20 protein-coding genes and 4 pseudogenes are annotated in these 25,356 nt (G+C 67.2%); 16 read left to right on the top strand and 8 right to left on the bottom strand.

The window, feature by feature from the left end; all coding sequences use genetic code 11:
* Nucleotides 1-1,444: 1,444 nt before the first annotated feature.
* From IE278_RS39770 to IE278_RS39760, 3 genes are all read left to right on the top strand, one after another.
* Entirely contained in the window at nt 1,445-2,524 is a 1,080-nt protein-coding gene (locus tag IE278_RS39770) for a helix-turn-helix domain-containing protein (RefSeq protein ID WP_189779896.1), read from the top strand.
* A gap of 27 nt (nt 2,525-2,551) precedes the next feature.
* Nucleotides 2,552-3,118, top strand: coding sequence for a sigma factor-like helix-turn-helix DNA-binding protein (locus IE278_RS39765; RefSeq protein ID WP_189779895.1), 567 nt, complete (start codon nt 2,552-2,554; stop codon nt 3,116-3,118).
* A gap of 161 nt (nt 3,119-3,279) precedes the next feature.
* The gene (locus IE278_RS39760; protein WP_373312228.1) at nt 3,280-4,080 is read left to right on the top strand and encodes an SAM-dependent methyltransferase; all 801 of its coding nucleotides are present in this window, start codon (nt 3,280-3,282) and stop codon (nt 4,078-4,080) included.
* A gap of 20 nt (nt 4,081-4,100) precedes the next feature.
* On the opposite strand, the gene IE278_RS39755 is transcribed toward IE278_RS39760, so the two are convergent.
* Both IE278_RS39755 and IE278_RS39750 read right to left on the bottom strand, forming a co-directional pair.
* Entirely contained in the window at nt 4,101-5,009 is a 909-nt protein-coding gene (locus IE278_RS39755) for a Sco1979 family transcriptional regulator (protein ID WP_189779893.1), read from the bottom strand.
* Nucleotides 5,010-5,095: 86 nt separating this feature from the next.
* Nucleotides 5,096-5,332, bottom strand: a complete 237-nt coding sequence (locus tag IE278_RS39750) for a DUF397 domain-containing protein (protein ID WP_189779892.1) — start codon at nt 5,330-5,332, stop codon at nt 5,096-5,098.
* A gap of 202 nt (nt 5,333-5,534) precedes the next feature.
* Here IE278_RS39750 and IE278_RS39745 point away from each other — a divergent pair, with 202 nt between their 5' ends.
* A complete protein-coding gene (locus IE278_RS39745; protein WP_189779891.1) occupies nt 5,535-6,080 on the top strand; it encodes an ATP-binding protein in 546 nt (181 codons plus the stop codon).
* A 290-nt stretch (nt 6,081-6,370) separates the two neighbouring features.
* On the opposite strand, the pseudogene IE278_RS39740 reads toward IE278_RS39745, so the two are convergent.
* Nucleotides 6,371-7,087 (bottom strand): annotated as a pseudogene (locus tag IE278_RS39740) (helix-turn-helix domain-containing protein); the annotation flags it as partial.
* Nucleotides 7,088-7,677: 590 nt separating this feature from the next.
* Between IE278_RS39740 and IE278_RS39735 the strand changes: the two are divergent.
* Together IE278_RS39735 and IE278_RS39730 are read left to right on the top strand one after the other, a co-directional pair.
* A complete protein-coding gene (locus IE278_RS39735) occupies nt 7,678-8,538 on the top strand; it encodes a helix-turn-helix domain-containing protein (protein ID WP_189779890.1) in 861 nt (286 codons plus the stop codon).
* Between the two features lie 36 nt (nt 8,539-8,574).
* Entirely contained in the window at nt 8,575-9,066 is a 492-nt protein-coding gene (locus IE278_RS39730) for a hypothetical protein (protein WP_189779889.1), read from the top strand.
* A 267-nt stretch (nt 9,067-9,333) separates the two neighbouring features.
* Here the strand turns inward: IE278_RS39730 and IE278_RS42750 are convergent, their stop codons facing one another.
* Complete coding sequence (locus IE278_RS42750; protein WP_246571552.1) at nt 9,334-9,459, bottom strand: DUF397 domain-containing protein; 126 nt, start codon at nt 9,457-9,459, stop codon at nt 9,334-9,336.
* 1,058 nt (nt 9,460-10,517) lie between these two features.
* Between IE278_RS42750 and IE278_RS42745 the strand changes: the two genes are divergently transcribed.
* Together IE278_RS42745 and IE278_RS39715 are read left to right on the top strand one after the other, a co-directional pair.
* Nucleotides 10,518-11,126: an RNA polymerase sigma factor gene (locus tag IE278_RS42745; protein WP_189779888.1), complete on the top strand. Its 609-nt coding sequence runs from the start codon at nt 10,518-10,520 to the stop codon at nt 11,124-11,126.
* Nucleotides 11,123-12,409 carry a sugar transferase gene (locus IE278_RS39715; RefSeq protein WP_189779887.1) on the top strand — a complete coding sequence of 429 codons (1,287 nt, stop codon included), beginning with the start codon at nt 11,123-11,125 and terminating at the stop codon, nt 12,407-12,409. The genes IE278_RS42745 and IE278_RS39715 overlap by 4 nt, the downstream gene beginning before the upstream one ends.
* A 589-nt stretch (nt 12,410-12,998) precedes the next feature.
* Here IE278_RS39715 and IE278_RS39710 read toward each other — a convergent pair.
* Nucleotides 12,999-14,177, bottom strand: coding sequence for a sigma-70 family RNA polymerase sigma factor (locus tag IE278_RS39710; RefSeq protein ID WP_189779886.1), 1,179 nt, complete (start codon nt 14,175-14,177; stop codon nt 12,999-13,001).
* Nucleotides 14,177-14,485, bottom strand: a complete 309-nt coding sequence (locus IE278_RS39705; RefSeq protein WP_189779885.1) for a hypothetical protein — start codon at nt 14,483-14,485, stop codon at nt 14,177-14,179. Before IE278_RS39705 ends, IE278_RS39710 begins: the two co-directional genes overlap by 1 nt.
* Nucleotides 14,486-15,107: 622 nt before the next feature.
* Here IE278_RS39705 and IE278_RS39700 point away from each other — a divergent pair.
* The 7 genes and pseudogenes from IE278_RS39700 to IE278_RS39680 all read left to right on the top strand — a co-directional run bounded on the left by IE278_RS39700 (nt 15,108) and on the right by IE278_RS39680 (nt 18,809).
* Nucleotides 15,108-15,356, top strand: a complete 249-nt coding sequence (locus tag IE278_RS39700; protein ID WP_189779903.1) for a helix-turn-helix transcriptional regulator — start codon at nt 15,108-15,110, stop codon at nt 15,354-15,356.
* 158 nt (nt 15,357-15,514) lie between these two features.
* Nucleotides 15,515-15,676: pseudogene (locus tag IE278_RS42740) on the top strand (DUF6083 domain-containing protein); the annotation flags it as partial.
* Nucleotides 15,643-15,861 (top strand): annotated as a pseudogene (locus IE278_RS42735) (DUF6083 domain-containing protein); the annotation flags it as partial. The pseudogenes IE278_RS42740 and IE278_RS42735, both read left to right, overlap by 34 nt.
* Nucleotides 15,862-16,189: 328 nt before the next feature.
* Nucleotides 16,190-16,414 (top strand): hypothetical protein, encoded by a 225-nt coding sequence (locus IE278_RS42730; RefSeq protein ID WP_246571556.1) that lies wholly within the window; start codon nt 16,190-16,192, stop codon nt 16,412-16,414.
* Nucleotides 16,411-16,896, top strand: coding sequence for a hypothetical protein (locus IE278_RS39690; protein ID WP_189779884.1), 486 nt, complete (start codon nt 16,411-16,413; stop codon nt 16,894-16,896). Before IE278_RS42730 ends, IE278_RS39690 begins: the two co-directional genes overlap by 4 nt.
* Nucleotides 16,897-16,983: 87 nt before the next feature.
* A pseudogene (locus IE278_RS39685) lies at nt 16,984-18,003 on the top strand (UvrD-helicase domain-containing protein); the annotation flags it as partial.
* Nucleotides 18,004-18,206: 203 nt separating this feature from the next.
* Nucleotides 18,207-18,809, top strand: a complete 603-nt coding sequence (locus IE278_RS39680) for a hypothetical protein (RefSeq protein ID WP_189779883.1) — start codon at nt 18,207-18,209, stop codon at nt 18,807-18,809.
* Nucleotides 18,810-19,206: 397 nt separating this feature from the next.
* Here the strand turns inward: IE278_RS39680 and IE278_RS39675 are convergent, their stop codons facing one another.
* Together IE278_RS39675 and fxsT are read right to left on the bottom strand one after the other, a co-directional pair.
* Nucleotides 19,207-20,640, bottom strand: a complete 1,434-nt coding sequence (locus tag IE278_RS39675; protein ID WP_189779882.1) for an HNH endonuclease signature motif containing protein — start codon at nt 20,638-20,640, stop codon at nt 19,207-19,209.
* Nucleotides 20,641-21,047: 407 nt separating this feature from the next.
* On the bottom strand, nt 21,048-24,071 hold the full coding sequence (gene fxsT, locus IE278_RS39670) for an FxSxx-COOH system tetratricopeptide repeat protein (RefSeq protein WP_189779902.1): 3,024 nt from the start codon (nt 24,069-24,071) through the stop codon (nt 21,048-21,050).
* Nucleotides 24,072-24,748: 677 nt separating this feature from the next.
* On the opposite strand from fxsT, the gene IE278_RS39665 reads away from it, so the two are divergent.
* Nucleotides 24,749-25,168, top strand: a complete 420-nt coding sequence (locus IE278_RS39665) for a trypco2 family protein (protein ID WP_189779881.1) — start codon at nt 24,749-24,751, stop codon at nt 25,166-25,168.
* Nucleotides 25,169-25,356: the final 188 nt, after the last annotated feature.

Genomic DNA, 25,356 nt, shown 5'->3' with positions numbered 1-25,356 from the left:
CGCCGAAGCTGCGGCGGCCAGTACCAGCCTCAGATCGGCAATGTCACCACGCCCCGTCAGCCAGGCAGTGGAAGCAGTGCGGTCGGCGTGAGCCCCGCACCTGCGACAGCAGTGATCTGTGCGCAGAACTCCGGCTCGATCTCGCCGAGCCAGACTTGCCCGAGCAGAACAGCGCATCCGGCAGGCGTCGGCACGGACAGATCACCTGTGTCATCGAATCGAGCAGGGGGCCTTCTCCCTGATGGTCGGCGGGCCCCCTCGATTAGGGCGTCGCGTCGCACCAGTTTGGGGTGGATCCCGAACAAGAAGCGCCGCGTCGCCCACTGGCGGCCGGGCAGCTCGGCTCCCGGCCCGAGTGCACCTTTCGGGTCACGGCGCTTGGCCCCGTTCGGGCACTCACGCGCGCAGCTGGAGAAATTTCGACCGGCTGGTCCGCTCGCCCTTCCGGCCGCCTGACGCCAGCACCGCGACAGCGAGACTTCCGAGAGGTGAGGGAACAGCGGTTCCCGACCCGGCACGCCGTGAAGGCCGGGCGCTCCGGCAGCCCCGACGCTCCCTGCGGGAGGCGAGATACAGGGCTTCCTGTGGCGGGTTCCCCTTCTTCCGGAAGGCAGGGTTCGAATTTGCGCAAACAGTCACCCGGCAGCGCGGACGGAAGTACGAGCCGGACGCGCATACAGCGGCTTCAGGGGTGCGCGGGGCGCACGAGGAGAGCCCTGGGCGGATGAAATCTCCGCCCCCCACTCGCATTTATGCAGGAGGAACGTCGAATCGGTCAACTGCAGTCACTTTCGGTCCGGACTGGACGGAAGCGAAAGCAATCAGGTGTTCGCTTTGGTCCCACTCGCTAATTAGTCACTGCTGCGACATTCGAACTTTGCGCGATGAACTGTATATATGGCGCCCGGTGTTACGGAGGCACTACCGTCCGTTGACGCGAGGAAACCCCGGGCAGGCTCGACACCAACTCCGGGGCTCCCTCATGGACCTGACCAAGAAAGAGGTACGTGCCCCATGCTTGATCGGTTTTCCGTCGCCGCTCTGTTCCGAGCGGTAACTCGCGACGACGCTAGCATTCCGCGCCTTTCCCCGGATGAAACGCATACGGCGAGTGCCTGGACTGTCACGGTGCAGGCAAGCATGTTCCTGGCCGTCGTAGTAGTGCCCGTGATTCTGATTCGCGGCTGGTGGGCGGCACCTGCCACCAGCGCCGTGGTGACTGCTCTGATCGTGGCGATGCGCCGGTCGCACTGCCACTACCAGCGCCTTCGGCTGAGCTGAGCAGTCCGGGGCGGGGGGCGGTGCGCTCAGCGGCGCAGCGCTCCTCGCTTCGGGGCAACCAGCCCTGCGCCACTCAGGAATGCCGAATTCCTCTTTCCGGTGTGCAAGAAACCCACGCACCCGAAGGAGAAACGGTCCTCACGTACACGCACTTGGAGGAACGATGGCGGGCATCACTCCCCGCTATGACATCTGCCGCCACTGCCGGGAACGATTCGCCCAGAGCGGCGGCCCGGGGCGGAAGAAGGAGTACTGCACCATCACCTGCCGGCAGGCCGCGCAGCGTGAACGCGATGGCCGCCTGGGGCAGCGGCCGCCCCGCAGTGCGCATCCGCTGGGCCGGCGTATCGCGGAGGATCTCCAGGCGCTGTCGGCTGCGTTGCTGGAGGCCGAGTACGACGGGCGGCCGCTGAAGGAGCTGTTGCGCTGCGCGGGCGAGGTCTCCCGGGAGGTGGAGTACTACGCGGCAGCCGCGGTGCACGATGCCCGCACCAAGGGTGTGGACTGGGAGCAGGTGGCTGCGGCCGCTCAGATCAGCGCGACCACGGCACGCACCCGGTGGACGGAAGGACGGGTGCAGGAACGCCTGAAGCGGCGGGCGGCGGAGCGGGCCGCGGTCCGCCAGACGGCCGCGTCTCCGGCGCCGGGCCGGGACGCCGCGGAGGACAGGTTACTCGCGCAGTCAGCCGAGCGGGCCTCGGTGAAGCTCGCCTCAGCGCTGTCGTATCTGCATCGGGCCAGCGACTTGACGATCAAGGAGGTGGCTGAGCAGACCGTCCTGTCCCCGTCGTATGTGTCGCGGATCCTGTCGGGTGAGCGCACTCCCACCTGGCCGGTGGTGCGCACACTGGCCGAGCTGTTCGGCGGGGATCCGGCCGAGCTGGCGGTGCTGTTCGAGAACGTGCACGGCTTGGGGCCGCGGGCGCGGCACGCGATCCCGGACGCGGTGGCCCGGCTGCGGGCGGCTCTGCGAGGGCTGCACCTGGCCGCGGGGCGCCCGCCGTTCGGTACGGTCCGCAAGGCTTCGCGCGGTGCGCTGAGCACGCAGGCGATCAGCGAAATCCTTGAGGGTGAGATGGTCCCGGGCTGGGAGGAGACCTCCGCCCTGGTGACCGCGCTCGGGGGCTGGCCCGCCGATGTGCGGCCCTTGTGGGAGGCCATCCACTACGCCTTCCTGTTCTGCTTGGACCCCGTCCCGGAGGGCTTTCGGCAGCTTCCGCCCGCGCATCCCGAATCCACCTGACGCGTCCTGCTTCCGGAGAGAGGTGCCATGTCCTGGTCTTTGCGCCGTTTCCGCACTGCGTCTGCGTGGGGGCTGTGCCTGCAGTCCCCACAGGACGATGATCCACCGCAGCAGGCGATCGCGCTGGTCCTTCCGCTGGAGTACACGGCGTTTTGTCTGCTGTACCGGGACCGCTATCTGCGCTACACGCGCGAGAGGGTTCAGGACGCCTGGGTGAGCCAACGGCTCGTGGAGGCGGCCTTGGGCAATCTCGCCACGATCTGGCCGACGGTCATCAGCAGCTCCCGCCCGGCGGCGGTGGCCTGGCGGCTGCTGGATGCACTGATCTCCTCGGCGCTGTGCGAGCGCAGGCCCGGGGCCGGGCAGAGTGTCGATGCGGTGCACCAGGTGCTGCCTCCGGCACAGGCGGATGCGGTGATCCTGCGCTGCCGCCTGCGCCTGAGTGAGGGGCAGGCGGCCGAGCTGATGGGCGTCGAAGAGCCAGCGGTGGCTTCCCAGTTGCGGATGGCGCAGCGGGCGCTGCCCGGGCAGCTGACGGCGGCGCCCGCTACGGCGGCGGGGGCGCAGCCGGTAGCCGGTCGCGCACGCCGGTAATGCCGCAACCGGCCTGCCTGTAGCGCACTTCACATGGCCCTGGGTGGTTCTGCACAGAACTACCCCGTCCCAGGGCGGCTTTCCTACTATGGAGTACCCGCGGCATGCAGGGTGCTGCGGGCGCACCGACGGGGTGGGGTGCCGCATTGGACCGCGGGCGAGTGCCGCGATTAGACGTCCTCGACGTCGCCTCACCCAGTGTTGCCCGGATGAACAATTACCTGCTGGGCGGCAAGGACCACTATCCCGCCGACCGGGAAGCGTGCGAGCGGCTGCTGCGGATCGCTCCCGGCGCACAGGCCGTGGCCGAGGCCGGCCACCGGTTCCTGCTGCGGGCGACCAGCCATCTGGCCCGGGAACACGGCGTGCGCCAGTTCGTGGTCTTCGGCGCCGGGCTGCCCACCCCGCTGGGGGTGCATCAGATCGCCCAGCGCGTCGATCCGCGGGCGCGGACGGTGTACGCCGACGACGATCCGCTGGTGCTCGCGCACGGCCGGGCTCTGTGGCAGGAGAAGCGGCGCACTCTTACCGTGCGCGCCGGTCCGCTGCAGGCAGACCGTCTGCTGTGCGCGCCGGAGGTTCGTGAGCTGCTCGACCTCAAGCTGCCGGTGGCGGCCTTGTTCGTGTCCGCGCTCCACACGATCCCCGAACCTGCGTCCCCGGCCCGGGTGCTGGCGCAGACGGCCGGGGCGCTGGCGCCGGGAAGCTTCGTCGCCGCCAGTCACTTGGTCAGCGAGCAGCCCCGGGTGCGGTGCCAGGCCAGCGAGGCGATGCGCGAGGCGGCGGGCGGGCGGTGGGGGCGGGTGCGCTCACGCGCGGACGTCGCCGCCTTCTTCGGCTCGCTGCGGCTGCTCGCCCCGCACCTGACCGACGTCTGCCGGTGGCGGCCGGGCAGTGACCGGGTGGCGGCTGCCGGGAGCCCGGCGTGGGCCGAGTACGGCGGCGTGGCGATGATCCGCTGACGGGACAGGTCCCGCCGCCGTCAGCGTTCCGTGAGGGTTGCGCTGAGGAGCTCGAGGCTTTCCTCCGGGGTCAAGGAGGCGTGGGCCAGGCCGTCCAGGACAGAGCGGTAGTGGTCGGTCTCCTCGGACTTGTCCAGGTATTCGGCGTCGCGCAGCTGCTCGAGGTAGACAATGTCGGGCAGGGCGGCGACGTCGAAGCGCAGGTGGGTTATCGGGAAGCCGGCCGCGACACAGCCGGGCCGGTCGAACGGTGCGATCTGCACCGTGACGTGGTCGAGGTGCGCCACCTTCACCAGATGGTCCACCTGTTCACGCATGACCTGCTCGCCTCCGATGGGACGGTGGAACACGGCCTCGTCGAGCACTGCCCACAGGTGGGGGGCGTCCTCTCGGGCCAGTACGTTCTGGCGCGTCATCCGCAGTTCCACCCGTGCGTCGATCTCCTCCTGCGGGGCCAATGGGTAGCCCAGACGCATCACCGCTTCCGCGTACGCGGCCGTCTGCAGCAGCCCGGGCACCAGCTGGACCTCGTAGGTGCGGATCGTGGAGGCGGCCTCCTGCAGGCCGATCAACTTGCCGCACCAGTCAGGCAGCACGCCGTCATAGCGCTGCCACCAACCGGGCTGGCGGGCGAAGCGCACCATCTCCGTGAAGCGAGCAAGGAGTTCGGGATCAGTGACGCCGTAAAGGTCGAGCAGGTCCATCACGTCATCGTGCTTGCAGGTGACCTGGGCGCGTTCCATCCGGGAGATCTTGGCTTCCGAGCCACGGATGGCACGCCGCGCCGCCTCCGCGTCGATCCCGGCCTCCTTGCGTAGCGTGCGCAGGAGTTGCCCGAGAACCATGCGCAGTGCGATGGGGCTCCGCGCGGAGGCGGCGAGGTAGTGCTCGAGCGTGGGTGCATCAACCTGATGGGCAGACGCGGGCATAGGGTCTCCTGCGGGAGGCGGACGGCGAACGTCAGTCTCTCAGGATGCTGCTTGACAAGGCCCCAATTGGGTATTTCTTCCCGACGTCATCCGGCGATCCGATCGAAATCGCCGTCCTTCACCCCCGCGATGAAGGCGGCGATCTCCGCCGGCAGATACACCAGTGCGGGACCGGACGGATCCCGGGAGTTGCGCATCGCCACGTTTCCGCCGGCCAGTAGGGCCAGTTCGACGCAGTTGCCGTCCGGTGTGCTGTGCCTACTTTTCCGCCAGATCACGTTGCGCAGTGAATCTGCCGGGACGCCGTTACTTAAGGGTTCCATGTCGGCCTTCTTCCGGTCCTGTCCGAGTTCTCCTGCCCCTGGTCCGTTCCGTTCTTCACGCTGACTACATGCGTTCCCCGCCCTCCTCGTTCGGATGCAAGTCACCGATGCAATTGCATCCGGGGCGGGGCGGAGCGGATACTAACCAGTCAGGGCAGGGTTCCGCGGCCCGTAAACTGGACGTCTTCCGGGGGGATGAACAGTGGCGATACATGCGGCCACAGCGCTGAGCCGGGCCACGGGAATCACGATTCCGCTCTCCCCCGCCGCCAGCAGCCCCCTCCGGAACACCACTTTGGTCCCACCCACCGCACCGGACTGGGGACTTGCTCTGGGAATCAGTGCGGCCGGATTCGCCGCCCGGGCCTTCACCTGCAATGCCGCCAGTCTCAAAAGCGTCCGCCGCTTCGTCCGCGAAACCGTCAACGGCTGGGGCCTGGCCCCGCTCGCCGACGACATGACGACCGTGGTCGGCGAACTCGCCGCCAATGCTATCCGCCACGCCTTGGGCGGAGCGGGCGACGCCGACACAAAGGCGTGGCTGGGCATGGTCCGCACGGGCGGCGCCGTCGTATGCGCCGTCGTCGATCCCAGCCCCGCCGCCCCATCACGCCGCTGCCCGGACCACCTGACCGAGACTGGACGGGGACTGCTCATCGTGGACGCCCTGACCAGCCAGTGGGGCTACTGCGCACCCGACCCCCACGGAAAAACAGTCTGGGCCCGCATCGCCACACCCAGTCCATGAGACCGGTGTCACCGCCGGTGAGATCGCTCCCGGTCACTGTTCGCGGCTTTGGGTACGTCGAGGATCCTCCGCAGGCGGCGTGGACGGCATTGGTGTTCCACGTCCACGGGGCTGTACGTGGGCTGCGGACCTCGGCTCGTGGTCAGCCGGTCGAACCGCCACGCCCTGACTCAGAGCGGAACCCGATGGGGCCTTCCTCTCACGAGCAGACAACGGACGTTCAAGCCAGCTCAGCCGGTCCGGCTGCCCGCCGGGACCCACCCGTCAGTCGGCGGGGGCGGGTTCAGGTAGCTCTGCATGTTCTTCAGCGCGGCCAGCGTGTTCGCGGCGCCCTTCTTGCGGTGGTTGATGCCCCACAGGCGGTCGTCGCCGACCGAGTAGCAGCCGTGGATGTAGCGCACACCGTGAGTGCGGTGGTAGGTGGCCGGCACCCGGTCGGGGTGCTTTCGTCGGGCCCAGCCTGAGCCTGCGGTGGGCCGGATTCCGAGCGGGCTGAACTCATCGAAGGCGAACACCCGGTCCGGGAAGCGGTTCAAGACGTGCTCGATCCGGTCCAGCTTCGTCTCGCGGTCGGGGTCGGGGGATTCCTTCCATGTCTTGGGTGCGCTGGAAGGTGACACCGCGGCGGGCGAGCAGGCTGCGTAACGCCTCGCGGCCGATGCGGATGACCCGGCCGTGGACTTTCCGCAGGTAGGCGACGAGCTTGCGCAGCGACCAGCGGTTGAAGGGCTGGTCGAGTTTGGTGGGGCGGGTGGTGGCCGTCTGGATGACAACGTCCTCGTCGTCAGAGCTGAGTTGGCCGGGACGGCCTCCCGCCCACCGAGGGTCCAGGCAGGCCAGGCCGATCTCGTTGAACCGGTGGATCACGTCCCGGACGGTGTCCTCGTCGGCCTGGACCAGCTGGGCGATCACCGGCACCCGGTTCCCGCCGGCCGAGGCCAGCAGCATCATCGCCCGCCGGTAGCGCACCGAACTGGTGTGTTGCCCCGGCGCACGATCTGCTGCAGCTTCTACCCCTCCTGGTCAGTCAGTCTGCGCACACGGACAGGCTCGGCCACCGCACCTCCAGCAGTCGAATCGCGTCACCCCACATCCAACCGCGACAAGCACCGACCCGGCGAACCTATGCGGTCAGAGCACTAGCAGGAGGAGCGTTCGTGGGTGCGGTCAGCTTCAGGGATGACAGCGTGGCGGATGCCGGGTGAGTCGGCGCTGCTGCCGGGGCAGGCCCGTAACCGCGCCTCGCTTGCGGAGCGATCTTGCCGAGTGCCTCCGCGTCACGTTGACCTGATGGGCGCACTCCGGCGTACGGCGGGTTGCGTGCAGGGGTTTCATGCGCCCCTTCGCACGCCCGTGCGCGTCAACGTGCGAAAAATGACGGGACGTTCGGGAGCACAGGCACGGGCTGTGACGTTAAGTGAGTCAGCCAGCCCTTCCGTGCAGGTCGCCAGGGGCCCCTGTCGGAGTGTGACGCTCCACTCGTTCGCCGTTTGGCTCTATGCAGATAGCTCGGAGCATAATGAGCTACGCAAAAAGCTAGGATCATTCTGTGCATGGCCGATGAGGTTTGGGGTACGTGCGCAGAGGAGGAGCGGCGATGACGCATCAGATTGACCCCAGCCTGAACCGGCGCAAGCTACGCCTTGCGTTGCGCCGGGCGCGTGAACACGCGCATCTGAGCCAGCGGGAGGCGGCCGAGCGGGTTGAGTGGTCCCCGTCGAAGCTGATCCGGGTCGAAACCGGAACCGTCGGCGTGTCGGTCAGCGATCTCCGGGCGCTGCTGTCGCTGTACGGGGTGATCGATCCTGAACGGGTCGAGGATCTGGAGCAGGCGGCACGGGGCAGTAAGGGGCCGAGCTGGTGGTCGGGGTATCACGAGGTCATCACCCCGCAGTTCGCCCAGTACTTGGGATATGAGAGTGCGGCAGATTCTCTGCACACGTATCACCCCATCGTGGTGCCGGGGCACTTGCAGACCCGCGCCTATGCCGAGGCCCTTCTCAGTCCGCGCGATCTAGAGGAGGGCATGTTCCGCAGGGTCGTGGACCTGCGCATGGAACGGCAGCAGCGGATGTTCGACAACTCGGGCAGGCCTGCCTGCGTGTTCGTGCTGGACGAGGCAGCCGTGCGACGCCAGGTCGGAGGCAAGGGGGTGCTTGCGGAGCAGCTGGGGTTCTTGCTCGACCTCGGGAGCCGCCCTGAGGTCTCTGTGAGGGTGCTGCCCTTCGAGGCGGGAGCGCACTACAGCACGCTGGGCAGCTTCGTCCTGCTGGGCTTTCCCGATGATGACGATCTTCTCTATCTGGAGCATGCCGCCGGCAGCATGACCGGCGGTGAGGACATGCGTCTGCTGGCCCGCTACCAGGAGTGTTTGCAAGCGATCACCGATATGGCACTCGACGAGTCAGAGTCGGCCGACCTGATTAGCCGCGTCCAGCAGGACCTCGGCGTCCATTAACAGCCGGGGTGACAAGGGGCAGGGGAGGGCCGAAGCATGGTCTCCAGGCCGATGTGGCAGCGCATGCTGGAGTGGATGCAGACGAACACGCCCGGTGGTACGGATGCGGCGGGCGGTAAGAGCGACGTAATCCTCGAGGAGCAGGCCATCAGGGATGCCGAGGCACAGAGCCTGATCGCGGCAGAAAAAGCCCGGTCCGAGAACGGTGGGCGGTTGGCTGCACCGAACTGGATCAGCAGACTGCGGATACTCGCTCTTGCGGGACTGATATGTCTGATAGCCGTGGCGGCCCTCGTGGCAGGCACCGTGGCGGGTGTCATGTTCGTCGTGGACAAGGCATCCCACCTGAGGTTGTCCTGGCCGCCGGCCGGCACGGGCACGCTGACGCTGGTTGGCGCCAGTCTTTCGGGGGCAGCAGCCTGGCGGGTGGGGCAGGTGGTGCTCCGCCGGCGGGCGGCGCGCGCTAGTGCGGAGAACCCGCCCGGGAGCCGTACGGAGGACGATCAGAATCCGGTGGAGGCGCCGTAGGGGTTACTCCCGCGCGCCACAGACCGGCGCTGACCGCCACGATCATGGCCACGGAAACCCACAGAACTCTCTTGAAGACAACGCTGTCCACGAGCATCGACGCTGCCGCTGCCGCCAGCGTGGCGACAAGACCGACGGCGAGGGTGAAAGTGATCGCTCCGCCCACCGCTGCAGGCCGGCCGCGGGCCTTTCGGCCCAGCCGCTGAACGGCCAACGTCCCAGCGTCCATCCATCCCCCTCCCCTTTGCCGCTGGCTGGTTAAGAACGTCACGGGTTCTGTAACTCCCCTGCCCTCACGGCGTCCAGGAATGCAGACCAGACACCAGCGGTAAACGTCACAGCGGGCCAGGCAAGAGCCTTCGAGTCGCGGGCAAGAACCCAGTCACGTCCCACCGCGACCTCCACGCACTCGCTCTCGTTGCCGCACTTGCTGCTCCTGCGCCACAAGGGTTTCCCCCCATGCACCACCTCAGCTCCTCCCGATCCCCCGATCTGCCCGGATGGTGCGCAGCAACTCTAGTGGACGGTTGTGCACTGCCGCAGGGCATCGGTCGGATTACCCGCCCGCCTACAACGAACTGCACCCGTAAGGCTACCCACAGCTACCAAGGGTCAGGCTACGGTTCCCCGAACGTAACCGCCATACGTGAACAGGCCGACATGGCATACCTCTCCGGCACTCGCCTCCCGCGCGCAAGCAGGACGCCCCCAGGGGGACTTGACACCGGTGCGATCGGAAGCGGCCGCCGGCTTTGCCGGCGTGACGATCACCTTTCCGCGGCCCCGCCTGCACAACGCCCCTCAGCCGGCAGGCCGGGCACGGCTGCGCATTGTCACAACTGCTCGAAGCAGGGCTGTCCTTGGCGGTTGCCGAGCGGAAGGCCGACCGGTCGAGGAACGGACCCCGAGGCCGGTCCGGAATCCGCCCCGGGGCGCGGCAGGCAGGCCTGTGAGCTGACGCAGGGTGTCGCCGTTGCCGGCGAACGCATTCTCGCCGGCCTCGGCTCGGACATCTGGTGCCGTGGCGCTGCCGGGGCCCCCCGTGCCCTCTCGCGCCGCTGGGGGCAGCCCGTAGCCCATGTTGGTGATCTCCATCTGCATGGATGTCAGCCGGGCCGAGGTGCCGGTGCTGTCCGGTGAAGCTGTCGGGCGGCCTGCGTCCGCTGGCCACGCGACTGCGAAAGCGCCTGGTCAGGGTGCCGGCCAGCGGTGCAATGACGTCAGGCGGGGACGGGAGCGGCGGGCGCGGTGAGCGCAGCGACGGCTGTTGACGGCGCCTTCTCGCATGCGGGTCGCGAAAAAATCTTGGTTTCTGATTGCACGTTCGGCGATGTCGGCGCCCCTCGTAGGCATGAACGTGAAGCGGACTGGGACAGGGATGTCTCGTGCGGTGGCCTAGGGGGACGCGCGGCCCGGACGGCGGCAGCGGCGTGCCGCCCGGCCAGGAGGCTGTGGCCGAAGGCGCGGCCGTCCTCCCGACGCAGGACCGTCGGCGCCCCAAAAAGGGTACCCAGCCTCTCACGGGAGAGGAGCAAAAGAAATATGACGCTTTCTTTCGCTCCGAGTTCAACATTTTGACGAGGCATGTGATTCTTTTGGGTGCCACCCCGGAGGAAGCCAAAGACGCAGCACAGTCCGCTCTTATCGATCTGCTGCAGAACTGGTCCACCGTGCAGGCGCCACGGCCCTGGAGCCGCAAGGCTGCAGCGCACCATTTCTTGCGCAGCGACATAAGGGAAAACAAGGCCGACCGGCTAGCGCGTGCTGATTTTATTGCACGCCGCGGATCGGACAATTCTTATTCGCTGTGCAGCCCGCTCGAAGAGTGGGAATTCATTGTCAATTTTGTCGAGAATCACCTGGTAGGAGTCCAGCGGCAGGTGATGGCTTGGAGCATCGACGGATTCGAGCCGCAGGATATCGCCAGGCAGTTGGGTATGGCCCCGGCTACGGTGCGCTCGAATCTTCGCCACGCAAGGAAGAAGCTGGCTACCGCACTTGGGAAGGAACATCCGGAGCTGGCTGGGTCCATGGGGGATGCCGAGGGGAAGCAGAAATGAAGAACTGGATGAGGGATTCCGGAGGCGGTGTGGTGGGCCCGGCCGGGCAGAGCGAGGCCAGGCTGACGGAGGAAGAAGCAGACCGCGTGAACGCCTACGAGGCGCGCCTCCATGAGGTCACGAGTCATCTCGCCACGGAGGACGAGGTGGATGCCTTCCTCCTCCAGGCGAAGATCGAAGTGTCACGCCGTAACACCATCGCATCACATCAGGGAGTTCCCGCCGGTTCTCCTCCGTGCGCGGCCGGAGGAAGAAGGAGGTCTCCCCTTCGCAGCGCTGCGGCGATGGGAGTATCAGTCCTGGGAGACATCATTTCCCTCTGGCTCGTCTTCATGGTCATGTACTTCACCGTGGCGCCGTACCTGGACGGGATCAATGACATCGTGAAGGTACTGATCTTCGTCGGAGCCGGCATGACAGCCGCGGTGGTCTCCTCAAATTTTCGCCGCTCTTACAATCGTCACCAGAACCGGGCTGCAGCGCAGCATCCCCAGTTCGAGCCATGGTGGCGCAAGCGTATGGAGATCCTGGCCGAGGGTGTGAAAGTCGTTAAGCTGCCGCCTGTCATGCGGATCATCGATATCGCTTTTTCGGTCATGTCGATGACAACCATGAGTGTTCCCCTGGCGGTCGGCTATCTCTTGGTCAAGAGCAAGGGGAGGGATGCCCTGGATCGGCAGCCGCGGGTCGGTCAGGGCGGACACGTCTTCATGCGCTACAAGTTCAACGTGCATGTCAGTGAGAGCGGGGCCCCGGCGACGCATTCGGATCTCTTCCTGATAAGGTCGGGAATCGAGCAACTGCCGCGACTGTGGAATCTCTTCAGGGGAGACCTCACACTCGTCGGTCCGAAACCTGAGAACCCCGCTTTGGCCATTCGGTATCCGCAGTCCTGCCGGTGGGTGTTCGCATATCGGCCGGGCCTGACGGGGCCTGTCAGCCCCGAGCTGCGAACGCTGCTGACCGTGAACAAGTTCGACGCCGACACCTATCTCACACGGATCGTGCCGCTCCAATCGGCATACGACCGGTACTACTTCGCTCTGCCGACGGTACGGCAGCTCTGCATCATGGCCAGGGCTCTCCTGCTGTTGATGGTGCCCTTGATCGTGGAGAACACGGTGTTGTCGGATCGATCGCGCAACGCACACGGGCACAAGGACAAGGGCGGACAGGACCGTCCTGTGCCCGTGATGCCGGCAACGGACTGTGCGCCGACCAGCGAGCAGGTCAGCCAGGTGACGAAGTGGTCGCGGCACGAGTACGACGGGGCTTTCGCCTAGCGGGCGCCAGACGGAGTGCCGTACCGGCCCGACCTCACTGTCCTGCTCTGCGCACTCACTGACGCCCGATGAGGAGAACCCGTTGCTGTGGGGTGGGCCCCGCCCGTTCGGGCGGGGCCCACCCCACAGTCTTGCGGCCGATCACCGAGGAGCCTTGCCCGCGGCAAGAGGGGCCTGCGCGGCTCTGCGGCAAGGCCTTTCGGCTCAAGGACCTCTGCGGGCTGTTCGTCGTTCCACCCCTCAAAGCGCCAGCACCGGCGCACGGCACCCAGCCTGAGCCAACTCTGCATAGGTCCAGGCCCGTTGACGGTGCGCCGCTTCACCTGCCGGCTGAGGACACAGCGCGTCTCGGCAGCTCTGAGTGGCGGCGTGCCGGCGAGGTTTTCGTTTTTTCTCTGTGGGTGTAAACGGTTTGGTGTGCTGCAGCGCTTATGCACAATGAGACAGGCAGCCGTTGCGGCGTCTGCCTCAACTCCAGCCACTGGTTGGAGGAGGGTTTGGTGCTCCCCGCTCTCGCCAAAGGATAGGGACGCCAGACTCCTGCATGCTGAGGCCCCCGGCAGCTCTGGCTGCCGGGGGCCTCAGCGCACTATCCGTTGCTCCAAAAGGCCCGGGGTAACGCAGTTTGCAGCTTGCGGCGCAGCCGGTGGCGCTGCACACGAATCGTGGCTGGAGCAACGCCCAGTGCTTCAGCTATGAGGTCGTTGTCGTGACCGGCTGCCGCCAGCAGCAAGATGGCGAGCTGCTGACGGGAGAGGTGGGGCGCGATCTGCTCAGCGATGCAACGCCTGAGCCACTCCTCCTGGAGCACCTGGTCCGCTTCGTCCGGTTGCAGCCGCCTCCTGTGCTCGGCGGACATCACCAGCCGGATGTCCTCGGTGGGAGAGGCGTAGCGGTATCGCCGCACGGTGGCCTGCCGTATGCGCAGGCTTTCGTTGCGGGTGACTTTGAAAAGGTACGCCTCGACGTACTCCATCTGTCTCACGCGGTACCAGTTGCCCAGCACAGCTATCCAGACCGCCTGCATCACATCGTCTACATCGTTGTTGTAGCCGGATCCCAGAAGGTGACCGGCGTACCGGCGGAGCCGGGGATGAAAACCCCTGTAGAAGACCTCGAACTGGTCAGTTTGCCCGGGACGGTCGTCCGCGGCGGGAATCAGGCGCTCAAGGAGCTGGTGCGCCACCGACATCGGCGTGGACGATGCGCTCGCCGCTGATGGCTCAAGTGGCAGTCCGGTGAGGAGCGTGAGCTGCTCTCGCAGTCGGCAGAGGTCTGGAGTGCCGAGGCCGAGGTCGTAAAAGGGCCGTTCGGCATCCCGCGTGTCGACTCGGTGGTGTCCGAGGATCTGGTCCGTCGCCTCCAGAACCCAGTGCACGGCGACCTCGAGGCGCTGAGCAAACGGCAGGCGGCGCAGCGTGTCGGCTCGCGTCTGTGCATCAGAGGAGAGGCCGGGAGCCGGCCGGCTCCGAAGCTGGCTGAGCGCCTGGCTGATGGCGTATGCGACCGTGTGGCGGGCAGACTGCCCCGACCGGTGATCGTGCGAGCTGCTGGTCCAGGCGTCGGCGGCCTTGTCCCAGACGATCTGCAGTGCGTGCTCGACGTCCTCACTCTTGCAGTAGGGCCCCAGATACCAGCGCACCTGCTGGCGCAGCCGGGGCTGCAGTTCCTCATAGAACTCCCGCATCTCCCTGGGCAGGCCGAAGGCCTGCTGCCCGCCTTCATCGGCGGGCAGCAGGCGCTCCGGGTGTTCGCTGCGGTGTTCCATCAGCCGCCGCTGCTGCCAGCGGAGTTCGTCGCTGCGTGCGCGGCCAGGCGCCTGTGACGGCGCCTGCGGAACCAGGCCAGGACGCTCAGCAGCGTGCTGGCGATGATCGACACGATGGTCAGTACGGGAGCGATCTGCCGCGCGAACTCGGTGACCTCCGCCCACCGCCACTGCAGCAGCAGTCCCGTTCCCGTGCCGAGACCGAGCAGCACGCTGATCACGACGAACCAGTAATGATCTTGAATCCAGATGTCGGCGGCCGCGATCGCTCGGCGGACCGCGTCCATCGCGCGCTTGGCGCCTCGCATAGCGGACTTCATAATTCCGCTTATGGCCTGCGCCAGTTGCGGACGATGCATGGACAGCACCTTTCAGGTCGGGGCCAGTCCGACCCGCCGGTGCCATCGGAGAACAACCGCCTCCGGCGACACCGGCGGCTGGAGGAGACCTCGTATCACGCGCTCTCGCCACAAGATTTCGTGAGCCCGAGGCCCTGCATGGCCCGGTCGATGTTCACCTACTAGGGGCCCAGGAGGCGCCCGGCGTGCAACGAGCCGCCTGACGCCCTGCCGAACAGCGCCGATTGAAATTTCGGGCGCCCAAAATTATCCAAATTCTCACATTCTGAAAGCTGTGCAACTCTTCATCCACATTTGCCCTGATTGCCCGTCAAGGTGGTGTAATTCGGGAGGAGGAGACCGGGCCGCCCCGGAACTGCGAGTGAGCCGGGGCCTGGTGGGCCTGAACACCGGGTGAGCGGCCCGGACGGCGGGGAGACCGTTCACCGCGCCAACATCCCCCGGGCCAACCTCCGCCGACGCGGACTCCTGGTATGCGGTGCGCATAGGGCGGGCGGCAAGGTACAGCTTCCTGTACGGGCAGGGGGCTGCGACCTGTCCGCTGTGGTGGGGGCAGTGCTGGCATACGAGGATCCGTCCGTTCCTCACCGCGCTGCGCCTGGAGCTCGCGCGCCTGCGGGCCGCCCACGGGTGGACCTACGACGAGCTCGCCGCCCGCAGCGGCCTGGCCAGACGCACCCTGATCGAGATCGAGCAAGGCCGCACGATCGGCACCCTGAACTCCTGGCACGCCCTCGCCCACGCCCTGGGTACCCCGCTCGACGAGCTCTTCAGCACACTGTGCCGCGGACACGACCTCCCGGGCTCCCCCGAGGGCTGACGCCCGGCCCGCACGGCGGCAGCTGACCACCCGAACCAGAGAGCTCCCCGAACGCTCGACCGGCCATTCGCACATCCGTCTCAGGAAATGAGGCCGACCGGGCGACCTGTCAGCACTGCGGGCGCTGCTGCGGCGTGTTGGCTGGCAGGTTCGCCCGCATGCGCTCCACACCACCCCCCGTACCCCGGCACCCGGGCGGCCGCCCTGCCTCCCCCCGCCCACGCCGCTCCCTGCAGGTCTCCCCCGACGGCGCCAGCCTGCTGCTGCGCTGCGGCCAGGGCGGCAGGTGCCGCGAGTGCGGCAACCGCATCGAGTGGTACCCCGCGGCACCGGCCCGCAGCGGCGCCCCGTGCGCCTGCACCCGCACGAACTGCCGGCCGCCCGGGTACCCGCCTCTTGCCGCTGGCACGTCAGTTCCGGCACCGCCTACCCGGCCGGGGACGGCAGCAGATGGTGCCGGCTGCCGCACGCCGCCGTCTGCCCCGCCCGGGACGCCGCACCGGTTCCTGGCGAACTGGCCGGGCTGCGCCGGTCGCTGGCCGTGAACACCCGCCGCATGATCGACGCGGGCGCCTTCACCTCTCCCCCGGCCCCGGCGCAGGGCCCGGTAGCCCGGGACGGTGTGCGGGCCTGCCGTCCGGCGCGTCCGATCGTGCGGCTGCTGTACGTGCACTACCTCGCCGCCCGGCCGGTGGACGACATTCAATGCGTCGCCCAGACCCGAAGGCGCCAGCGCTGCACCAACCACCTGCTCCTGCGGCGCCCTGCCCGGCACCTGGACGCTCCTGCCGGCCACCGCGCAGCGCGGTCAGCTGGCTCTGCCCGCCGCGGTCATGGCCGTCTACGACCTCGCCGGTCTCCCCTACGCCGAACAGTTGCGCTGGCGCGCTCAACGCTGCCTGCAGCACGCCGCCATCCCCACGGCCGCCGACCTGGCGGTGGCCGACTGGGAGCCCTTCGACCCGCTGCACCATCACGAACACGTCCACGCCCGCCTGCCCACCCGCGTCCGGCGCCCCGGCCCTTCCGGGGCGGCGCAGACAGCGGTGCACCCGTGACGCCGTGTCATGCCGTCGAAATCCTGCTGACCAGGCCCGCCGATCCCAGCGAACTCCGGTATGCCCGCAGCAGCCGGCTGGCCCTGAACGCGGACCGTACCCGGCTGATGGCCGTGCAGAGCGCCCCCAGCCCGGGCACCGCCCTGCACCTGCTGCGACGCCGGCTGGACACACATCTGCCGATCGACGTGCTGAGCACGCACTACCCCAACCGGCACCGGCAGGTCCTGCTCAACGTCGCGCTCGACCGCACCGCAGGCCGGGCTCTGCGCCGGGACGCGGCCGCCCGGGGACTGCGTCCTGGCGACGTACTGCGTCAGCACGTGACCACCTCTCTTGCGCGGGAGGAGGAGCGCCGCGCCCGGCGGCTGAAGGAGCGCCTCGCGCCTCTGCTCACCGAGCACACCCCCGAGGAAGTCCTCGCGGGTGCAGCCGCCCTGCTGTACGGGAGGCAGGGCCACGGGGCACTGGCAGCGCCGTGAAACAGCTGTCCTCGCCGCCTCCCGGGGCGGGCAGCCGTCGATGTGGGTCGCGTTCGTCCTCCTCATTTCCTTCTTACGGAGTCCTTGGTGCGCACCCCCACTGACGAACAGGCCCATGCGGCCGACGCCTTCCGCGGCGGGCACCATCTCGTCCTGCAGGCCGGTGCGGGGACAGGGAAGACCAGCACCCTCGGTCTGCTCGCCGCTGGCACCCCTCGTCGCGGTCGTTATCTCGCCTTCAACAAGGACATCGCCCGGGACGCCTCCGCCCGTTTCCCTCGCACGGTGACGTGCAAGACCGCGCACGCCACGGCCTATGCCGCCCTCGGCCACCGCTACCGGAGCCGTCTCAACAGTCCCCGCCAGTCCGCTTGGAGGATCGGCCAGGCGCTGGGCATCACCCGTCCGGTGCGCATCGGCGATCAGGAGATCAGTTCCCGGACGCTCTCCCACACCGTGCTGCGCACCGTGTCCCGTTTCTGCTACTCCGCCGACCGCACCCTGGCCCGCCACCACGTACCGCCCCTGCGCGGCCTGAACACCGACGGCGCCCACACCGCACTCGCCCAGCAGGTGATGCCGTTCGCCCTCAAAGCATGGGGTGACCTGCAGAACCCCGACCACGGCGCGGTGCGCTTCGAGCACGATCGCTACCTGAAGATGTGGGCCCTCACCGAGCCGAGAATCGAAGCGGACTTCCTCTTCCTCGACGAGGCCCAGGACACCAACCCGGTCCTGGAGGAGGTGTTCGCCGCCCAGCGCGCCCACGCCCAGCTCGTCATGGTCGGCGACTCCGCCCAGGCCATCTACGGCTGGCGCGGCGCACAAGATGTGATGACCGGATTCGACGCCACCCCCCTCACCCTGACCCGCTCCTTCCGCTTCGGCCCCCTGCTCGCCGAAGAAGCCAACCGGTGGCTCACCCTCGCCGAAGCCCCCATCCGACTGACCGGCACCGAGGCCATCGCCACCGCGGTCGGTCCGATACAGCGTCCCGACGCGGTGCTGTGCCGCACGAACATCGGCGCCATGGCCGAAGTCATGCAACTGCTCGCCGCCGACCACCGCGTCGCCCTCACCCGCGGAGGACAGCAACTGCGAGTGCTGGACGGATCACCGTCGGCGCTGCTGCCGTCGGCGGTGCCACCAGCGCCGCAGACTGCGGGCGGGCCCGCGCCATGCTTCGACGAACTCCTCATGTCGCGTGCCAGTTTCGCGCCATGAGTGGCTTCCTAGCCCACATCGCTTCGCCGAGCGACCGGGCCCACGCGCCCGCCCTCGGCGACCTCGACCCCCTTGATGAAGCCGCGATGCTTGCTGTCATCGCCCGTGCCGAACTGCACGACTCCGAATGCTTCGAGCAGACCCTCGCCGAGGCGCGGGCCGGTCTCACAGGCACCGAGTACCGCGCCTACGAAGCCGGGCTCGTTCACCTCGGCACCTTCGCCGGCTCCTCGGAAAGCTACGGCAACGACGACGACGCCAACCCCGCGGCCCCTGATGCCGTCTGGATCTTCGACGACGCCCGTTGGATCACCTGGGAGGCGAAAAGCGAAGCCACTGCCACCGGCGAGATCGGCCCCGAGAATATCCGCCAAGCCCAAGGACACCTCAGGTACACGGAGGCCGAGCGAAAGGCCTCTGCCCCCAGCGGCTCCATCGCGCTCCTTATGTCCCCCAAACCAAAGATCATGGCCGCCGCGCGCATGCTCGCCAACGACGAGACCTACCTGGTACGCCCGCCGACGGTCCTGGAAGTCTTCGACCGCCTCATCCGGTCGTGGCGTACCGCCCGAGCACGCACGATCACAGTGCTGAGCATCGCCGAACTCGCCGACATCTTCCGGGCCGAACAAGCGCTGCCATCACAGTGGCTGCCCCTCCTGAAATCGGCCCCGGTCAAAAGGTTGTGAAACGGCACGCGGGTCCCTCAGGCCGACGGGCTTGAGGGGCCTGCGTCCGCACCGGCTCCCAGCCAGCAACCCTGCAGGCAGGACGCGCAGTCCGCCCTACACCCGCAGCCACGAGCCGAGCGGGTCGACGAGAGTACGGGGGCAGCGCCCTCAACCCTCTGGAGTCGTGACTTGCCGAACGGAACGTTATATGTCACGGCTTCGGCCACGAAACCCTGCGGTCAGCATGACCCGGTCCTCCAACATGATGTCGACGACTACGCCGACCTCCATGCACCGACAGCGGCTTCGTCCAGGGGTCGTAACGCGATCCTGTTGAAAGGTCACGGCCGGGCGTGACCAGGCATGCTCACACCCGTCGGGCGAAGTCCGCGAAACCCGCCGGGCGAGGGTAAGGTCAGGCGCCGTTCGCGGCCGCGTGTGCCCGCTCCGCAACGTCACGCAGCACCTTGGCCAGCTGTGCCCGAGTCCGCCCGCGCGTCTTGACCGCGTGGCAGTTCGGGCAGAGCGCAACCATCACGCGCGGGTGGTCCCGGCCGCCCTCAGCTATCTCGTCCACGTGATCAATCTCCAGCAGCGCTAGGCCGTTGTCCGTGACATCGTCCGGCTGGCCAGCGCACCCAGGGTTTTCACACCGACCTTCACACCGCTCCAACACCGCCCTGCGGGCCTCCGGGATGCGCACTGGACGAGCTGCTCCGGCTGTCCGCTTCCCACGCGCTGACTCCTCCTTCCGCTCAACCACTGCGACCAGCCGTCGGTACTCTGCTGACCCATACGCCTCAGGCACCGGGTCGACTTTCGCCCAAGCAGGAATCGCATCCTCGGCCTCCCGCGGCCTGGCCATCCCCTCGCATCGCTGGTGCCGAAGCCAGCCATGCGGGAGGCCGCCCTTGTTGCACACCGGGCATACGCCCTCTCGGACTACACCAGTCCGGCCGGACTCGCCCGTGGCCCGCTCGGGAATGTACCGGATGGGCGTGACAGTCAGATCCGGCCGCCCTTTGCCCATGGCGGCTGCACCCGCTTCCAGCGCCTTCCGGGTGTTGAGTATCTCCTGGTAGCGGGCGTTTTCCTCCTCCCACATACGGGCGGCCTTACTCTCACGCTGCCACTCATGGGTGCGGCGTTCCACGTTCCGCTCGCGCAGCCGCTGTTTGCGCCACGCCTCCTCCAGCCTGGTCTGGTAGTGCCGCGCGAGCTCACGCTGAAAGTTGTCGCCATCGACGCGATGGAGTAGCTGCGTCCGGTGATACCTCATCCCGCCTGCGGGAGCACCCAGTTCGGTGATCAGGTGCCGGCTCCAGCCGAGAGCCTCCAGGTCCGCTGCGGTGCACAACCGCTGTGTGCCTTTTGGGAGAAACACGAGAGCGCTGGTCGGCAGTCGGGCCAGATCCGCTTCATCCTGCTTCGCCAGTTTCCGGGCTCGAAGTACGCCTGCTAGTCCCTTCGTACTGTAGGTCAGTGTTCGCTCCAAGTCCTTCGGCCTCGGAGTCGGCACGGTCACAATCTTCTTCGGCTTCGGCTTTCTGCGCCCGACGCCCTTGCGGGGCTCCGGCGGAAGCGGGTTGGCAAGGACGCTCTCCCATCCCGTGGCGGCGCGCTCCGCCGGGGTCATCGTGGCGCTGGCAGAGACCGACCGGTCGAGCAGGCCACCTTCGCGGTACAGCTCAGCAAGCCGGGACTGTGCACGACTGAGAGCGACCTTTGCGTCATCGGCGGCCTGACTGTCCCCCTTGTCCAGGCTGATCCGCTCTTGGGTCCGCAGTCTGGCGATGACCAGGGTTAGTTCGTTCACCTGGGAGTAGCCCGCGAAGTTTTGGTGGGTCACCGGTCCCCCTTCCCAGTTGCACTCACCTCATTGTCGCCGAATAAGGCGTCGGTCGTCGCTCCGCGCTTCACGCGGGGAGACCGAGTCGAATCCCTCGCTGCGAGCATCGCCCCCCCCATGGCACTGGACACGCTGACTGATGCCACCGAAGCCGACCAGCTCAAGGCGGCTCTGGATACGGTGTACGCCGCCTGGCCCCCTACGGCGCACACGGCCGGCGCCTCTGGATGAGGTCCGCGTCATGGACGAAGGAGTATGACTCTCACCGGATCAAGCAAAGGCCGTTGGCCGGCCGGTCCAGGGCAAGTGCGGCATGCGCGTTGAGGAGGATCACCCGTCCACCCCCTGGCATCCCATCGCAAACCCGCGGCTTCCGACCATGGCCTTCTCCGGGCCAGCTCGCCCCGTCAGGCGCTGATCCCGCCATCCTTCAGTTGCTGAAGGGCATTAGTGAGGTTACCGCGAGTGGCGAGAGTGTTGGGGTGGTCGGCGCCAAGCACCCGCTGACTGTCGGCTGACACCCTCTTGAGTAGGTCGACGGCTTCATCAATGCGCCCCGCATGCCAGAAGATGGTCGCAAGGTTATTGCGGGCAGCGAGGGTGTCTGGGTGGTCGGCACCAAGCAGCCGCTCATGGTCTGCCAAGACGCCTTCCTGCAGGCCGGTGGCCTCTTTCATTCGCCCCATCTGCCAATAGGCGGACGCAAGGTTATTACGGGCAGTGAGCGTGTCTGGGTGGTCGGCACCAAGCAGTTGCTCCCGGTCTGCCAGCACCCCCGCGTGCAGAGTAGCGGCCTCAACAGTACGTCCCATCAGCCAATAGCAAGTCGCCAGGTTGCCTCGAGTGGTCAGGGTGTGAGGATGACCGGCACCGAGCAGCCGCTCGTGGTCGGCCAATACCCGTTCCTGCAGTTCGATGGCCTCACTGATGCGCCCAGCCTGCATGAAGGCAGACGCAAGATTGCCGCGAGCGAGGAGGGTGTCGGGATGGTCGGCGTCAAGCAGCCGTTCCCGGTCTACCACCGCCCGTTCCTGCATTTCGATAGCTTCGTCGGTACGCCCCGCCTCTCGATATGAGGTCGCCAAATTGTTGCGGGCGGTCAGGGTCTCAGGATGGTCGACACCAAACAACCGCTCCCGGTCGGCCAACACCCTCTCCTCGATCTCAATGGCCTCGCTGATGCGCCCTGCCTGCGAGTAGGCGGTCGCAAGGCCGCCGCGGGCGGTCAGGGTGTGGGAGTGGTCGGCGCCGAGCAGCTGCTCGAAGGCGGCCAGCACCCGTTCATGTAGGTCGATAGCCTCGCTGATGCGCCCTGCCTGGAAGTAGGCGTTCGCGAGATTACCGCGGGTGGTTATTGTTTCAGGGTGGTGGGCGCCGAGTACCCGCTCCGTGTTCTTGGCCATGTCGTGCCAGTAGCTGATGGCAGTGCTGGGGAGGCCCGCATCAAGAAGGCTGATGCCGGCGCGGTAGAGCACTGGATGCCCCTGGGGGTGCCGGAGGTGGTCGTGGGTGTGCCGGGTAAGCACTTCCGTGTTGGTACGCAGGGCTGCAGCAAGGTCCAGGTGAGGCTGGTCAATCTCGGGCCAGGTGTTGAGAAGCGCGTCGGCGGTTGCCGTGGCTAACTCGAGGGTGCTCGCAGCAGCGGTGTTCTCGCGGACAGCACGTGCGGTAAGGGCGTGGATGCGTACGGCGCGGGGTTCGGCTCGGGTATCGCAAGTGAGCAGCGCGTAGCGGTGCAACAGGCGCAGGGCCGCGTGGGTTTGGTCGGCTGTGACTTGTGGTGCATGCTCCGTGTTGTTCGGCTTGCGGTGGAGGGCCAAGTGGTCGAGGAGAGATGGGGTTGTCCAGAGAGCGTGGGGGTGGCCGGCGGGATCGAGGAGGGCGGCCAAGCGGAGGACGGTCTGGGCAAGGCCGGTGGTGTCGGTGCTCTGGACGGCGTCCAGGCATAGCAGAAGCGCCGCAGTGATCTGCCGCCCGTAGCCCTCGGTGTCAGCCGTCTCGGGTAGGGCCTCCTCCAACCGCGTCCGGTGGTGGTTGAACCGTCGCAGGTAGGCGGTGCAGCTGAGTTCTTCATTGATCATGAAGGCAGCGGCGAGGCTCAGCGCCAGTGGCAGATGTCCCAGAGCTTCGGCGAGAGCCGGGGTGTGATCGTCGAGCAGGTAGCCCATGCCGTCATCTGTGAGGCGGGTGCACAGGTAGGCGTGGGCTTCATCCGCAGTGTAGACGTCGATGTCGACTCGGGTACGGCCGCTGCCAGTCAGGCGCGCGTCCTTCAGCCTGGTGGTCGCCAGGACCCATCCGGTGCCGGTCCGGCTGACAGGCCACCATGAGTTGATCATAGTGGGGTCTGTGATGTCGTCCAGGATCACCAGCCACCGATGTGACGTGGTGGCAAGCCAATCCAGCAGCGCGCGTGCGTCCGCTTCCCGCTCCTGCCCACTCACTCGGGGCAGATGGAGGCGCGCAGCAGCCTGCGCATACTGAGTAATCACTTGCTGGACCTCAGTTGCCGTCGCCCACACGACCACCTCGGCGCCCGTCTTGAGGGCATCGATGGCGCAGGCGGCAGCCAGTTGCGTCTTGCCGACCCCACCGCCACCGGAAAGTACTTGCGTCAGGACCACCGATCCGGTGCCCGCCCGGGCGCCGTCGATCTGCGCACGCAACAGCTCGCGTGCTTGGAAGGCGGAGGCCAGAGCTGGCACCGGCCCGACCTCCACCGGCCAGGACACCTCGGTTCTACTTGGCTTCTCGGCCAGGGGCTTTGAGGTCACGACCTCAAGACGAGGTGTGGTGCCAGGATGGCCGTGCCTGGCAACGAGATCAGCGAAACCTGGCAGGCTCAGTGCCTCGTGGACCGGGACAGCATGCAAACGGCGCCAGTCCATCGCTTTGTTGTCCTCGCCCGCGACCCCCACAAGCCGGCCGTGGCAAAAAACTGCCGAACCCGACGCACCCGCCCAAGGCCGTCCACCATCCCGCCCCCGGGCCGGCCAGACAGGACAGTCCAGCACCCAGCCCGATGACGACGTCGACACCGCCGGTAACTCTCCACGCAGATATTCAACCTGCGCCACACTTCCAGTATCGGCTGCGAACGCGGGAAACCCAGCACCTTCGAACGGCACAGGTACGACACCACCAGGTCGACCCCAGCGCACCGGATCGCCGACGGCTGCCACCGGCTCGTTCAGCCACAATAGGGCTATATCGAGAGCGTCTCCGGCCGGCGTCCCATCACGCGGGTCGGGCCAGCAGACTTCGGCTTGCCGCTCCACCACGCCAGCCCCGTAGTGGGGGTGGCCCACCAGAGTTCCTACTCGCACGGCCCACTGACCGTTTGGAAGCACTACGTGCAGGGCCGTCAGGACCAGCTGTGGGCCCACCAGATACCCAGACCCCACACCATCAGGAGCAGTAGTGTGCACCATCACTAAGCGTTGTGGGTCCACGTCATATCTCCCACGGCCGAGGTCCGGCGTCGACCTCGGAAGCCGTCACGAAATCGTTCAAGTACTCGGTACTGAGACGGCGCTGTGACGAAGCATCGTGGGGGTCCAGGGGGCCAAAGAAGGGCCGGATGGCGACAAGCTCTCCCTCACGGACCCTGTGGCAAAGTACGAGGTCCGCGGGCAGTACCTGACGCCAGACGCTGTCCAGTCCACCACCAACAGTCCCGCTGAGGCTTGGACCTTTGGTCGTTGTTGCACCTGCGTCGCAGCGGTGGAACTCCATAGCCAGCATCTGCAGCCGTCCTGACTCGGTGAGCTCAAGCCGATGGCAGGCACCCTCGTTCTGCGCCCAGCACGACGCATCCCGCGGCTTCGCAGAGACATCCAACCGTGCGCTCCCTGCCATGCTCGATCCCCCTCGTCTCATGCCCCCGATACGGAGCACCTCCGCCATAGCTTGACCCATTCACCTCATGCCGTGCAGAAGTTCAGCTCCACTAGATCTCTCTGTTCTGCATAGAACGACTTACCGGCGGGCGGCCTGGAAGTATCGAAGGGGCTTGTGGTTCGTGAAGCCCTGCGGCAGGCGAGGCGAATGGGACAGACTGCTCCCAGGGGAGCGCCGGTGCCCGGCGCACAAGAATCGGGGAAACACCGTGGACGGGAAAGTCACCCTGGCGGAGGCGTTGGGGGAACTGCGGCGGGAGCTGTATGCGGCGCAAGACGAAGGCACTGACCAGCAACTACAGTTCGAGATCGAGCAGGCTCAGCTCATGCTGGAAGTGGAGTTCCGGCACACCGGCGACGGCAAAGTGAAAGTCGAAGTCGGCGTTCCCGGTGTCAAGGCGGGCGCCGAAGCAGGCGGCGGAGCGGGCAGCACACACCGTCAGACGCTGACTCTGACCCTGCAGGTCCACGACCAGGCCCTCGGCGGCACCCGCGCCAAAATCCGCCGCATCACCACCGACAACACCAGTACCACAGTCCCGCAGCCCCCTGCCACGAAGCAGCCCGAAGAGACCCCCACAGAGTTGCCGAGCAAGGAGGCGGTCCAGAAACGGCCGTGGGAGCAGTGAAGTGAAGACACAACACCTGCCGGGATCCGCACCAACAGCCCCAGAAGGCATTCCCAGTCGATCACGGCCTTTTCGGGATCGAAGTTGCCGAAGGAGAACGACTCGAAGGTCCGTCCCGGCCCGGTCTTTAGAAGCCATCTCATTTGGTGAGTCTGCGGTAGCAGATGAGGGTGCAGGCGATGCTGGTA

This window comes from Streptomyces tauricus (genome assembly GCF_014650955.1).
Lineage (GTDB): Bacteria > Actinomycetota > Actinomycetes > Streptomycetales > Streptomycetaceae > Streptomyces > Streptomyces tauricus.
Note: the sequence above shows the minus strand (reverse complement) of the source record. Positions and strands in the feature narration are given on the sequence as shown.

Bases quoted from the DNA above. Each gene is read 5' to 3' on its own strand.
- IE278_RS42730 (WP_246571556.1), top strand. From the start codon at position 16,190: ATGGCCGTCTACGACCTCGCCGGTCTCCCCTACGCCGAACAGTTGCGC.
- IE278_RS39730 (WP_189779889.1), top strand. From the start codon at position 8,575: ATGGTCTCCAGGCCGATGTGGCAGCGCATGCTGGAGTGGATGCAGACG.
- IE278_RS39735 (WP_189779890.1), top strand. From the start codon at position 7,678: ATGACGCATCAGATTGACCCCAGCCTGAACCGGCGCAAGCTACGCCTT.
- IE278_RS39750 (WP_189779892.1), bottom strand. From the start codon at position 5,332: ATGGAACCCTTAAGTAACGGCGTCCCGGCAGATTCACTGCGCAACGTG.
- IE278_RS39755 (WP_189779893.1), bottom strand. From the start codon at position 5,009: ATGCCCGCGTCTGCCCATCAGGTTGATGCACCCACGCTCGAGCACTAC.
- IE278_RS39705 (WP_189779885.1), bottom strand. From the start codon at position 14,485: ATGCGAGGCGCCAAGCGCGCGATGGACGCGGTCCGCCGAGCGATCGCG.
- fxsT (WP_189779902.1), bottom strand. From the start codon at position 24,071: ATGGTGCACACTACTGCTCCTGATGGTGTGGGGTCTGGGTATCTGGTG.
- IE278_RS39680 (WP_189779883.1), top strand. From the start codon at position 18,207: ATGCTTGCTGTCATCGCCCGTGCCGAACTGCACGACTCCGAATGCTTC.
- IE278_RS39765 (WP_189779895.1), top strand. From the start codon at position 2,552: ATGTCCTGGTCTTTGCGCCGTTTCCGCACTGCGTCTGCGTGGGGGCTG.
- IE278_RS39710 (WP_189779886.1), bottom strand. From the start codon at position 14,177: ATGGAACACCGCAGCGAACACCCGGAGCGCCTGCTGCCCGCCGATGAA.
- IE278_RS39715 (WP_189779887.1), top strand. From the start codon at position 11,123: ATGAAGAACTGGATGAGGGATTCCGGAGGCGGTGTGGTGGGCCCGGCC.
- IE278_RS39770 (WP_189779896.1), top strand. From the start codon at position 1,445: ATGGCGGGCATCACTCCCCGCTATGACATCTGCCGCCACTGCCGGGAA.